Raw genomic sequence first — 12,344 nt, forward strand, 5'->3', positions numbered from 1 at the left:
ATGGCTATGGTCATTGCCCACAGTCCCAACATCCAACTCGGCGATCCTGTACGTCGACGAGTGTGGACGTGAAATCTCAGCTGGCGAGTTCGTCGCGAGAGTCGATCAGTGGCAGCTCACCCTTTCCTCCACCGGCATCCAGAACGGTGATCTCGTCTTATGCGCCGCGCACACCACCATGGCGTGGATCGAAGCACTATGCGGGCTCTGGAGGTGCGGTGCGGTGCCCATCGTCGGCCGGCCTATGGCGGAGGGAAAGCTGTCGACGCTCGCGGAATCGATTGGCGCGGCCGCAACGCTTCAACTCACGGACGGAAATCCCGACATCCGTTACATCGGGGACGGTCAGATTTCGCCGCTCGATCGAGACCGCCGTCTGAAGTTCGGGCAATTAACGTCCGGGAGCACAGGGAAGCCGAAAGTAGTTGGCCACTACGAGAGCGGCCTCCGTGCTTTTGCCGAGACCATCCCCGCGCTGTACGGCGCAACACCGAATAACCGTATTCTGACCGCTGCAGACCTGAGCTTCGGGTACGGATTTGGAAACTCGGTCCTGATTCCATTGCTCACCGGCACGACGGCAGTGGTCTGGAATCGGCCAACAGCGACCGAAGAGTTGATATCGGCACTCGTCGCACACAAGATTGACATTGCTGCACTGTCACCGCGAATTTGGGCAGCCATTGCACGGCGATCTCGAAACACAGCCGCCACCCAGGACCTCGCTGGACTGTCAACCGCAGTTTCTGCAGGTGAACCTCTGCCCGACAATCTGCGGCAAGAACTCGAAGCCCACATCGGTGGTCAAATCATCGACGGATACGGCGCGACCGAAGTTCTACACATAGTTGCGACGCGACGCTCGACCGATGCGGGGTTTACTGCCCTGCCCACCACAACTCTCGCTACCGCGACCGACCCAGGTGGATCCGACCGTCCCCTACTCACCATCGAGGGGCCGATGGCTTCTTCTCGGTACCTCGTCGCCCCAGAATCCGACCATGCACGCCTCCAACAGAATACGTTTATCAGTGGCGACGCAGTCCGGCCATCGAAGCGAGGGTTCGCCATACTGGGCCGCGCTGACGACTTACTGAATCGTGGCGGGATACTCTTCTCCCCTGTCGAGGTCGAAAACGCTGCAAGAGAAGCGCTTTCCATCGAAACTGTAATCTCAGAGATCACTCTCGATGGAGTATCGGCACCTCGTCTCGTAATGGGAGTCGTAGACAACGACGCCAACGAACCGGTCACAAATCTGAGCAAAGCTACCCGCAGTGCCTTGTCTACTGCGCTCGATTCACACCTGGTTCCAGATATTTGTGTCTCTGTGCCTCGAATTCCTCTCACCAGTACCGGCAAGATCGATCGTGGTGCTTGCCATCGCTTGTTGGAGCGCCGCGTCGGTTCTCGTCTGCGGTGGCGCGACCTCTCTTCACGATTTGACTCGACTCTGGTGGTCCTGCCCTGCGCGGGCACAAGCGCGGAACCATATGTCGGCCTCGCGGACCATCTGGACATGAGGGTCGCAGTGATCGAATACGACTTACAGCAACTGTCCGACCTGGACAGAGTCGCACGAACGATCACCGAGTACGTGCTGTCGGAAACACAGGCCGGAGATATCTTGCTCGGCCACAGCCTCGGAGTTGCATTGCTCGGTCTAGCCCAGGACAAGTATCCCGATCACTTTGCCGATCGAATCGTTATCGCCTGTGCGCCGCCCCCAGTCACTCTTAGCTCCGTCCATCAAGAACAATTGATACAACATACCGAGCACATGCTGATGTCCCGACTCATCGCATCTCCCGCTGCTCTGAACCGGGCGCGCCGCCGCGTTGCGAACGACCTGACACTCGCGTCTTCATTGATGACCGAACTGCGAAAGCCTCTGACCAACATGCAGACTCATCTAGAAATCACCATGGAAGACGATCCGATTTCAACCGTGGCCCCGGTCACGATGTGTCACCGCCACCAGATCGTCAGTCGCGGTGGCCATTACCTCCCGATCACAGACCCTGCAAAAGCTGCGGCCCTCATCGCTCACGCACCTACTCCTGCCATGAAGGAGAACGCATCATGACAACGCAACCAGCTTCCAGAACCCCCGAATTGTCAAAGACTGATCCGGGGCCACGACCGGTAGCAGCAGGAGTTGCAATCCTGGTCGCGACGTTCTTTCTCATTCTTGATCTGACCGTCATCAATGTGGCGTTTGAACCGCTGCAAAATGACCTCGGCGCCACCTTCACCGATCTGCAATGGATACTCGACTCCTACGCCACCGCGATGGCCGGCGTGCTGCTCTTCTTCGGAGTATGCGCCGACCGATTCGGTCCTCGGACCGTGATGATCACTGGCGCAGCAATATTCGCGGTGGCATCAACCTTCGCAGCACTCTCGACCAGCGTGCTGCCTTTGATCGTTTCCCGCGGATGCCAGGGCATAGGCGCCGCTGCCCTACTCGCCTCAATTCCAGTTCTGATCGTTCAAAACTTTGCCCAGGACAAACGAACGATCGGGTTCGGCATCTTCGGCGGCGCTTCTGGTATCGCACTTGCCGCTGGGCCGATCATTGGTGGAGTGTTGCTGAGTTGGAGTTGGCAATGGATCTTCTGGATCAATGTTCCTGCGATGATACTCGTTGCTGCCGTCCTGATTCCGTGCAAGTCGAGCGGAGACCCTCAACAGCAGGTTGCGCGAAGACTGCTGTCTGCGACGGTACTGGGTATATCGATGTTCTCCCTCGTATTCGTTCTCACGCATGCCTATGACATGGGACTTACACACCCATGGATCCTCACAGGGATCGTCGTCACACTTTCGGTCTTCGCAGCGTTCGTCGTGATGCAACGACAGTCCACCATGCGGTTGCTCGACCTGAGCCTCTTTCGCAACCCGACATTCGTCGGCATCAACATCGTGACACTGCTTGTGTACCTTGCCGTCTTTCCACTCATCCTGATCTCTGTCTTGTACTTCGAAATCGTCAACGGCCTCGATCCGATCGCAACCGGGCTCAGACTGATGGTGCTCACTGGTGCGCTTCTCGTCGGGTCGATCCTGGCGATGCCACTGCAAACCCCGCTCGGCCGCAAGAATGCAGTCACGCTGTCACTCGTGATGCTCGCGGCTGGGTTAGCTCTACTGCGACTCCTCGCCCCCGACAGCACGTGGACGATTCTCATTGCAGGATTTGTCGTCGCCGGCGTCGGGTTGGGGATATTCAGCCCCCTGCGGGCCGAAGGCACCGCAGCGTTGGTCCCCGAAGAAACCACGGGCATGGCTTCAGGAACAGGAAATACACTCCAAGAACTCGGCGTAGCTTGCGGAGTCGCATTTCTCGGATCCGTTTTCCTGCATCGCCTCAACTCGTCGTTGGGCGTAGACATCGATCAAATGCAGGCAACCGCCGAGGCCGATCCTTCGAACAGTCTCGCCCTCGCCACGGCGTTCGTCGAAGCATGGGATCTCGTCGTGACACTCTCGGCGGCTGTTGTAGTCGTCGCACTTGTCGTGTGGCTCGTATCGGCAAAGGAGAGGTTGTTCCGCTATGACGCTTGAGCTCGATTTGGACATACGCCGCCACGTTCGCCTAGTCGACGACGCCAGCTCGGACCTGGGAATCGTGGACAAACTTCATGCCCACAAGGATGGAGGCGTCCGGCATCGTGCGTTCTCAGTCTTCATGTTCAGTCTTGACCGCCGTCTCCTGCTGCAGCAACGGGCTGCGACGAAGTACCATTGGCCGCTCGTTTGGTCGAATTCATGTTGCGGACATCCACTTTCGAAGTCTTCCGTTCTGGGAGATGCCGCACTTCGATTGCAGCAGGAACTGAACGTGCAGGCCATCGATCTCACCGAGGCAGGCACCGTCGAGTACCGATTCGATGACTCTGCGTCCGACCTCACTGAGTGGGAACTCAACCATGTGCTCTTCGGCACCATCGGAAGCACAGTTGCACCCAACCCTGATGAAGTCGCAGCGACCGAACTGGTCACCCCGCAACAGTTGCGGGAGGCATGCGCCGGTCGGAACATGTCAGCTTGGTTCTCGACTGTGCTGGACACCCTCCTCACTAGCGAGGTGTTTCTTGAATCCAAATTCTCATCGGAATGGCAACCAACGCAAGGAGATAGGCAATGATTGTCGATACCCAATCATTCTTGGCGAAGGTCGAAGACTCGATGTGCTTGGCGCTGTCACCGGAAAGCAAGTCCTCTGTATACCCTCAGGCAACCGTAGATCCATCTAACCTCGCGCTACGCCTCGTCCGTGCGGGAGGGAAGCGTTTCCGCGCAATGCTCGTTCTCGAAGGAATGCGCTTAACCGGAATTCGAGATGAGTGGGACTATCAACGTGGAGTTCAATTGGCAGCCGCGGTTGAATTGTTACATCTCTTCGGTTTGCTGCAGGACGACGTAATGGACGACGCCGACCTGCGACGAGGGATTTCGACCGCATCGCGTTTCGTCGAGGCCGAGCTTGTCGCTCAGGGCGCCTCGAAAGTTAACCTTCGCCGCCACAGCGACGCGCTGGCTGTACTTGCCGGCGACCTATGCCTGTCCACCGCCGATGACCTCGTCCGTCGCGAAACCGGCAAAATCGACCAATTGTGGTCGAGGATGCGACGAGAGATGATCATCGGGCAATTCGGCGATGTCTACGCCACAGCAACAGGCGAGACAGACCCCGCCACGCTGCAATCCATCGCGAACCTTAAGTCTGGACGATATTCCGTCTTCCTCCCACTTGCGCTGGGACTCTTGGTCATTGACCGTGACGCAGATCTGAGCAAGGTAGAGGACGCCTCTGAACACTTCGGCCTCGCGTTCCAACTCGCGGACGACCTCCGAGATCAGCAAGCATCGGAAGTTACGGGCAAAGACCACGGCTTGGACATCGCAAACAACAAAAGAACTACGGCGGGATTAAGCGCGGAATTCTCCACCTTTTTCGAGACCCCGCCCGCAAAGAATCGGGCCATCAAAGAACTCCTCAATTCTGGATTTGAAACATTACGTATCAATCTGTATCCGCGTGAATCCTTGCGAGACCTGGAAGAAGCCCTTCAAACAGCAACCCGCCTCTAGTCGCTGCGGGTATAAATTGTCGACACAATGAAGAGAATGCGGAACTAACCAACCGGAAAATTTATATCTGCCGATGATTCGGAAAATCAGATGACTCGATCGTAAATCGTTTGCCAGTAAATATATTCACCTTAGCCTCAACAGCAATTTCTCCTACCTTGGCAAAATCTCAAGCAGCGCGGTTACCAATTCCGGTCATCCAATCACCGATAACACGACAGGTTTTCTTTCATGGCTGATCTATCTGAAAGTGTTTCCCGAAACCAAAGTTCGCCATTGACGGGTACGATACTTACAACCATTCTACTGCTGTCTGCGCTTCTCTACTCCTTCTTTAAGTTCCGGAACGCAGCGATCTGCATAAAATGGGGGCAGCGGTTCGCTAGTCTACGAGATGCTCTAGCCGGACTCGGAATCGCCGTGGTCTTATTCATCAGCTTCTTGTCGTTGGTAGCGGGCATCGAACTCTCGCGTACGGGAAGTAATTTCACAGCAATTCTTGCAATTGCAATACTTTGCGCCAGTCTCATCTTGCATTTGCTTACAAAATCCGTAGTAATACAAAACCAACCAACACGCAGCCCCTTGAAAAACTTGGCACTGAACTTGCTTGGGCGTAGTATATTGCCAGCAACAGAAGCACTCACCGACGAGATACGTCATTCCATTTCAAACATTCTTCAATTTCTCATTGGGGACTGGTTGACCGGTCGATGGCAACGAAGGGTCCTTCTCCCGATTGCCGGGGTAGGCACGGCCGTTCTGGCGGTCGCGTCAGGAATCCAGACCATCATTACACCTGAACTCGATGGCATGAACGCTGGCAGCGTATTAACCATATTTGGCATATCGATTGTTTTCGCGATCAGCGTCCCTGCCACTTCAACATGGGCGGTGCTTGCCCTCGCAACCGGACGGCCCCGCGTATTCGCCAGCCTGAAACGCCTTGGAGAGTGCGCCGGCGCAGGGACTGCAGGCGGTCTTTTTGCGGGCTGCCTGTCATTTTACTACCTACACTTCATTGCGACATCGGCTGTCCCGAGCAGCCAAGCCACAGTTGCAGCATTCGTCAATCTGTCGATCTTGGGTGCGGTGATCGGATACGTCGCCGGCCTTTTTATAGTCCTATTCGATATAGTCAGGTCCACGAATGTTCCGATTCTTGGCACTCTCGCTGTCCCCGCACTGCTCGGCATCGCGACCCTGGTCACCAATTCGGTGGCGTCGCCGAAGTCTGTGTTGACTCAGCTTATCGAAGGACTCGAATACACTGACATACAATCTGAGTGGGCACGCCAGCTTGTAGTCGCGAAGACGGATGTTTTGACAGACTTCATTACGGACGGATGGTATACAGCAAGTATATTTATAATCTCAGGAATCTTTGCTATAACGCACCTCAGACAGCTCTATCCGTCCACCCGAGATCGATCGATCGAAAACCAAATTGAGAGAGTTCCGATTGAATCATCGGACAAAGGCCGATACGATACCAAACCTGAAGGGTGAGCCCGTTCACGGCCAATGAGTACGCGGTAGCGGTCATGTGCGCCGCACGCCTCGAACATCCCTAATCTACATCGACCGATCTGTCGCGATTGATACTCGATGAAACAAATCATCGCAGCGCGCTATCGCATAGGTCTTGCTGGAGTGTCGCCTGGTACGAAATCGGCAAGACCTTTGAGCCTCAGATCAAGGAGTTTCAATTCCGCGCTCACCTACTTGGTTCTTCCCAGGTCACGAAAACCGATCCGCTAGACGGCATGTGGGTCGACCCGTTTCGGACCTGGGCCTCGCTTGAAAGACCAGGCAGCCAGTAAATCTCGAAAGATCGAATCGAACCACGACAGCACACGCATTACTGCGCCCCTCAGTCGATTTTGACGCCCAACTGAGCTCGATCGCGATATCTTAGCGCTTCGACTAGATCTTGACGTCCAAAAGCGCACTGAGACGCTCCAATGGCCTTTCCTTCAAATAATTCCGGCGACATTCATACTTTCAGAACTCCAGGGCGAGTGATGAAAACTGAAATCTCCGAGTTGACCGCCCTCTCGCAGGGACTCTGTGTGCTGCAAACAACTTCGGGCGCCGGCCTCGTCGACTATTCGGTGGACACCACTGAGCGGCGACTAGCCATGACCGCCGCCGAGGCGGATGGCAACGCTCCCATCACCGTCTGGTTCGAGCTCGACGGTATTTCCGAATGTACCGTCGGTCAACCCGCGCAATTCGTGGTCAAAAGAGAGAACTATTTCGTACCTCTTCTGTCCGGCCCGGTGACGTCGATCCATCCATATCTGCTTGTCATCGACGCGAATGCCGGTCCCTGCATACGATCGGCGCCGGCGAGGTCGTGGATCTGCGTCGGCTTGTAGCTGAGGTCGACGCTTCCCGGACGGAGGTCGACATTGCAGGAGGCCAGGCAAGTGCCGTACTTGTTCCGTTGAGCCAGTGGAAAACTACACAGGAGATTGCTGGCTTGATGACGAGTCCCCCACGCATCCGCGCGCGCTGGTCCGGATCGAACGTCTCGAGATGCCGCCCGGCGACGATCGTCATCGCGGAGAGTAGCCCTGAGGTACTGCGTGCGAGTGCGGTGAGTCAGCCTCGGGTCCGTCACTCTTCGACCCGGTATTCTTTGCGGAGCCTCCGCACGACTTCCTCTACAGTAGCGCGCCCGAGGACAATCTCCACGAAGTCATCCAGCAGTGCATCGGAAATATGACCTCCCGATAGTCGCGTGGAGTGCATCGCACGAGTAGCCCTATCGAATCTTTCAGCCATCGATGTCATACGCGCTCCAACTGTAGAATCCATCACATCAATAGACAAAGATCGGTGTGACTACTCAGCATACCGAATACTTGACGCAGATAACTGCCCGTACAATATATGCACCTAAACTGAGTTTTTTCGAAATGAGAAGAAGGGCTTCCATAAATGAAATTATGGTCGTCGACGTGAGATGGAGGGTGCCGAATAGGATCAGCAACCGAATGCCGCAGCGATGCCGACTTGAATCACACGAGTGTGCAGCATGAGCAGAGTTCACACAGTGGTCGAATTGATATGCATCTGCTCAAGCAGCCTTCTGAGCTCCGGGTGATCGAAAACGTCTGCTGGCTTGAGTGCCCTCGCGACGTTGAGGCAGCTACCGATCTCGGACGCGGGCGGGGAGTTGCCTCTTGGTGTTGACCACGATGGACCTGTACCTACTTGGCACCGACCAATTTAGGTCGTCGACCAGGTAGCCGGGAATCGAACCGACGGTCGCAGTCAAGGGCTCAACCCCGACGCGTCTGACGGCGTAGTCAATCCAGCCTCTGCGATTGAGTTCATTCTCTGTCGCCCATGCAGGATTCTTCTTGGCCAACCGCAGCTGCATTTTCTGGAAGGCGGACTCAACAAGGCGGACTCAACATCGGGGGTACCTTCCCTCGCCGCCTTCGCTATCGAGATGAGCACCCTCATGCTGCCCAGAAGCCGAGTTCCCGGACCTGACAAGGAAAGGATGCCAAAATAGATTGCTATCCCATTACTTGGCGAATGTCAGCGGAGCCACGGAAGGCAAGAAGCCTGCACTCCTAGAATCGCCTCATGACGACCCGTGACGAAACGCCCACGCCCACCGTCGGCCAAATCACAAGCTGGTTCACCGCACTCGGTTCGAGCGCCCGCCGCGTTCTCTTCGCCGGCCCTCGCGAAGAGATTCCGAGCGAATTCGTCGACGAGATACTCACCAAGGGGGCCAAACTCGCTTGGCCATGGTTCGCCGATTCGGATGACGTCGAACGATTCCATCTCCCGGCCGACGTGGCGGACTATGTCGACGGGATCCTGATTGAACTTCAAGGCTGGTGGGTTGGGCTATCGAACGATCAGAGATTGCATTGGGCAGACGTCGGAACCAATGCGGTACCCGACGAACTGCAGACTTCCTATCCTGGATTGTTCGAGTTCGTCATCGGCGACGAAGGTGTCTACGCCGACCCGCAGGTGGTTGACTTCGTTGCGGTCGCGGCGGCGTGAGCTACTGACCCACGAGGAGTCCGGTTCCGGACCGGAATTGAGGGCAGGGGCATCTCCCATCTACGGCTTCACGCCACCCCTGCGGTACGCGGCGATACCAACGAATGCAGTCGGTGCCTGAAGGGGAATGAAGATGCTTGATCCGCACTGGGTATTCGTCGGCGCGCTGCTCGGCATGATCGGCAGCATCCGCTACGGCGTCACGATCGTACGAGGTACTGTGCGCCCCAACCTCGTCACCTGGTCGCTGTGGGCAGCTGCGCCGCTGATCGGGTTTTTCGCCCAACTCGACTCCGGGGTCGGGCTACCCGCCGTAATGACTCTCGCAGCAGGTGCAGGGCCGCTGATCGTGATCATGACAAGTCTGGTCACCCGACGTCACTACGCACATCTGAGCATCGTCGATCTTTTATGTGCCGGGGTTGCCGTCACTGCGTTAGCGGTCTGGCTGGGGCTCGACGAAGCCCCGCTGGCGGTGTTCTTCGCTGTGGCCGCCGATGCGGTCGCCGCACTGCCGACTCTCATCAAAGCGTGGCGGCATCCCGACTCGGAGAACATCTTCTTCTACACCCTTGTCGGCACAGGAGCGACGATCACACTCATGACCATCTCAAGATGGGCCCCACACACATGGATATTCGCGGTCTACCAAGTCACCATATGTGTGGTTCTCGTCGCCGTCATCGCAACCAGGCGACACGCAGTACGGGGCGCCCCGCCCGCATACGCGTGACCGCTGACGGGCGGGACGTGCTTCCCGATGGACAATCGGAAGCACGACAGATGCTACCGAAGGACGGCGACAGAGAGCAGGATTTTTGTTTGTCGTTCCTGGTCAAACGCTTTGGGTGTTCAGCGAACTTTTCCGTGCCCTAGCGGCGCACCCGACGGATGCCCCGACCTCACAACCCAGGCGATCGCGACGATCGCAGACGCCACCACGGTTGCGGGCACGATGAATTTCAGCCGACGCGTCATGAACGCCAGCGTAACGGCGCAACCTGTATGAGAGCGCTGGAATTCGCGAGCCCGCACAATCGGAAGCCACAAACGAAGGGCGACCCACCCCCGGCGAGTGACAGCCAGCAGGCAGGTCGTGCGCGGCATCCCCGAACTCGAATGACTACCTTGCCGCAACCTATGGGGTAGCCGGGCGCAGCGAAATCGAAACCCCGGCCGAGAAAAATATTGGCCGGGGGCGTCGATCGTCTCCGGTCGAGCACACGACGCGGAGACCCACTTTCCGTGTCGAGTGAACCCCTCGTGTCTCACTCCACCTACCGACCGTAAAACAGCGCAATAGGTTTGGTCCACAGCGACAAGCAATTCAAATGAAAGAGTGACCAAAGACCTTCGAAGCCAGGCGCAGCTGCTTACCTGGTCGATTTCTGCGGGAAGTTTCAGGTGACCCACCGGTTGGAGTATGAGTGCCAGCTCCGGTGGGCCGTGCGCGCCGCCGCAGACCAATGAGACGGCGCGCAGATCAGGTGCCTCACCCGTTCTGCGCGTGACTGCGTCGCGGGTGAGGCGTGCATCCCAAGCTGGATAGCCCGATGCAAAACAGACTTTACAGAATGTTTAGGTGGCCCGCTCGAGCTCATCGGGGGGACTTGTCGAGCGGGCCGGGTGCGCGTCACGGGGGGTGCGACGCGCACTGGGTGATACTACTTCGCGATGTCCGTCCGAGCGCCACGGCCCGGACGGGACTCATTCCACGCGTCGATCGTCTCCGGAAGCCAACCGAAATTCCGGCCGACTTGCGCGTCCGCTGGCGGGAGGTAGCCGCGCCGGTCATACCCCTTGACGGTCTCGAGCGACAAGCCGAGACGCTCGGCGATCTCACCCTTGCTGAGGTACCGGATCATCTCAGTGATCAGCCCGCGCGTGCCGAACCTCGCTCGTGATGATCAGGGTCGCCACCGCTGCCCATGCGACACCCCAAATCGCTGCGCGCGTCGGAGTGAAGTTGTCGGACAGCAGAGCGACCGTAGTCACCGTGAAGAGCGCCAGCGCGCCCGTCCGCCTGTTCAGGTAACGCTTCATGGTTTCAGTGTCTCACTTTCTCGTCTCGTTGCGGTCAGCCTGGGAGAGATGAAAGTAGTTGCACTGCAGATGATTTTCGAACGGTATGACGCGTGGTCGAGCTGGTCTCCCTTGCCCTCCACTCGCGCGGCCTCAGAGGATGGGCTCTATCACGTTCTTCAACGGACGAGGCGGTGTCCGAGAGGTACGCCGAAAGGCTGAGTCGCGGCCAGCGAACCGAGTGAGCGGGTGACAATGGTGACGAAGAGAGCTCCTGCTGCGAGACACAGCGCTGTCCGTTTCACGACATCTCCGTTTCGAAATCCACTAGCTGTGCTGAACATTCTTGTTACAGACCGTTATGGAGAGTAACTAGATTCGGCTTTCTGCATCCATGCAACAGGGCAGCCCTGACGGCCACACAAGACAGGGGACCATCAGGGCTGGTAAACGATTTGCAGTAGCGTTAGACGTTTACATCCCAACGATACCTGCAAAGGTAGCCGCATCGTAACTTTGGGGCTGTTTCATCTCCGGCTTCATCCTCTGCCCCCATGAGGCTTCACCCTCTGTCGCAATTAGGCGGGGCGCGTGATGCGTGAGTTCGCAGTGTCAACCCGAGGCGACGTCGAGAGCGACTCTCGGATCGGAATGACATCCGCAGGACAGGAACTTCGGTGATCTTGCTGCAGCCTCAGCCGTTCGGCCGGCGAAATCCATGGGCCGTCGTAAACCACACTGCTGCAGCGTCGGCATTGCGTGCAGAATGCACCGTTCTTCATCAGCTAATACAACTCTCACTGTCCGGGGCCCGACCCCCGGAAGATCTTAGTCGGCGCAGTCGAAGCGAGCGCTGCCAGCTCGGGACTGGGCCGTGTAGCTGACCGTGTTACCGACGTCGAACTGCCGCAGCAGCTGTCTAGCGCGCCAGGAAAAGGCCAGACCTCAATCTCGTCGGGCATGTTCGAGATCCAGGGATGTTGCTAAAAGGGCCACCAGCGAGTGTGTGATCAGCACGCTGGTGGCCCTGGGGTGCGCCGAGAACCGAGGCGGAAGCGGCGCACCGTTTGTGGTGCCCTGCCGGCTGTCTGGGGGATCGCGTCGGCAGGGCTACGCCATACTCGAAGTTTGGGGGTTCGAGCGATGCCGCCGAGGAAAATCTACGGATCCGAGGGTTCCGATACCAGTCT

The 12,344-nt window shown here is 57.3% G+C and carries 13 protein-coding genes; 8 read left to right on the forward strand and 5 right to left on the reverse strand.

Features of this window, described 5'->3' with window-relative positions:
• Nucleotides 1–13 precede the first annotated feature (13 nt).
• The 6 genes from ACSW29_RS27390 (at nucleotide 14) to ACSW29_RS27415 (ending at nucleotide 7,478) form a co-directional block, all read left to right on the forward strand.
• Complete coding sequence (locus ACSW29_RS27390; RefSeq protein WP_448278789.1) at nucleotides 14–2,086, forward strand: AMP-binding protein; 2,073 nt, start codon at nucleotides 14–16, stop codon at nucleotides 2,084–2,086.
• The gene (locus tag ACSW29_RS27395; protein WP_448278790.1) at nucleotides 2,083–3,567 is read left to right on the forward strand and encodes an MFS transporter; all 1,485 of its coding nucleotides are present in this window, start codon (nucleotides 2,083–2,085) and stop codon (nucleotides 3,565–3,567) included. Before ACSW29_RS27390 ends, ACSW29_RS27395 begins: the two co-directional genes overlap by 4 nt.
• The gene (idi, locus tag ACSW29_RS27400) at nucleotides 3,557–4,150 is read left to right on the forward strand and encodes an isopentenyl-diphosphate Delta-isomerase (protein ID WP_448278791.1); all 594 of its coding nucleotides are present in this window, start codon (nucleotides 3,557–3,559) and stop codon (nucleotides 4,148–4,150) included. Before ACSW29_RS27395 ends, idi begins: the two co-directional genes overlap by 11 nt.
• Nucleotides 4,147–5,097: a polyprenyl synthetase family protein gene (locus tag ACSW29_RS27405; RefSeq protein WP_448278792.1), complete on the forward strand. Its 951-nt coding sequence runs from the start codon at nucleotides 4,147–4,149 to the stop codon at nucleotides 5,095–5,097. Before idi ends, ACSW29_RS27405 begins: the two co-directional genes overlap by 4 nt.
• 231 nt (nucleotides 5,098–5,328) lie before the next feature.
• A complete protein-coding gene (locus tag ACSW29_RS27410) occupies nucleotides 5,329–6,606 on the forward strand; it encodes a hypothetical protein (RefSeq protein WP_448278793.1) in 1,278 nt (425 codons plus the stop codon).
• Between the two features lie 515 nt (nucleotides 6,607–7,121).
• Nucleotides 7,122–7,478 carry a hypothetical protein gene (locus tag ACSW29_RS27415; protein WP_042445158.1) on the forward strand — a complete coding sequence of 119 codons (357 nt, stop codon included), beginning with the start codon at nucleotides 7,122–7,124 and terminating at the stop codon, nucleotides 7,476–7,478.
• 241 nt (nucleotides 7,479–7,719) lie between these two features.
• On the opposite strand, the gene ACSW29_RS27420 is transcribed toward ACSW29_RS27415, so the two are convergent.
• The gene (locus tag ACSW29_RS27420; protein WP_448278794.1) at nucleotides 7,720–7,920 is read right to left on the reverse strand and encodes an antitoxin VbhA family protein; all 201 of its coding nucleotides are present in this window, start codon (nucleotides 7,918–7,920) and stop codon (nucleotides 7,720–7,722) included.
• Nucleotides 7,921–8,700: 780 nt separating this feature from the next.
• Between ACSW29_RS27420 and ACSW29_RS27425 the strand changes: the two genes are divergently transcribed.
• Nucleotides 8,701–9,132, forward strand: a complete 432-nt coding sequence (locus ACSW29_RS27425) for a hypothetical protein (protein WP_448278795.1) — start codon at nucleotides 8,701–8,703, stop codon at nucleotides 9,130–9,132.
• A gap of 133 nt (nucleotides 9,133–9,265) precedes the next feature.
• A complete protein-coding gene (locus ACSW29_RS27430) occupies nucleotides 9,266–9,865 on the forward strand; it encodes a hypothetical protein (protein ID WP_448278796.1) in 600 nt (199 codons plus the stop codon).
• Nucleotides 9,866–9,984: 119 nt separating this feature from the next.
• Here the strand turns inward: ACSW29_RS27430 and ACSW29_RS27435 are convergent, their stop codons facing one another.
• The 4 genes from ACSW29_RS27435 to ACSW29_RS27450 form a co-directional block, all read right to left on the reverse strand.
• The gene (locus ACSW29_RS27435; protein WP_448278797.1) at nucleotides 9,985–10,110 is read right to left on the reverse strand and encodes a hypothetical protein; all 126 of its coding nucleotides are present in this window, start codon (nucleotides 10,108–10,110) and stop codon (nucleotides 9,985–9,987) included.
• 686 nt (nucleotides 10,111–10,796) lie between these two features.
• On the reverse strand, nucleotides 10,797–10,997 hold the full coding sequence (locus ACSW29_RS27440) for a helix-turn-helix transcriptional regulator (protein WP_448278798.1): 201 nt from the start codon (nucleotides 10,995–10,997) through the stop codon (nucleotides 10,797–10,799).
• Between the two features lies 1 nt (nucleotide 10,998).
• Entirely contained in the window at nucleotides 10,999–11,175 is a 177-nt protein-coding gene (locus ACSW29_RS27445; protein ID WP_214887882.1) for a hypothetical protein, read from the reverse strand.
• A gap of 158 nt (nucleotides 11,176–11,333) precedes the next feature.
• Entirely contained in the window at nucleotides 11,334–11,459 is a 126-nt protein-coding gene (locus tag ACSW29_RS27450) for a hypothetical protein (RefSeq protein WP_448278799.1), read from the reverse strand.
• Between the last annotated feature and the right edge of the window lie 885 nt (nucleotides 11,460–12,344).

The sequence above is a fragment of the Rhodococcus sp. GB-02 genome, from assembly GCF_053470465.1.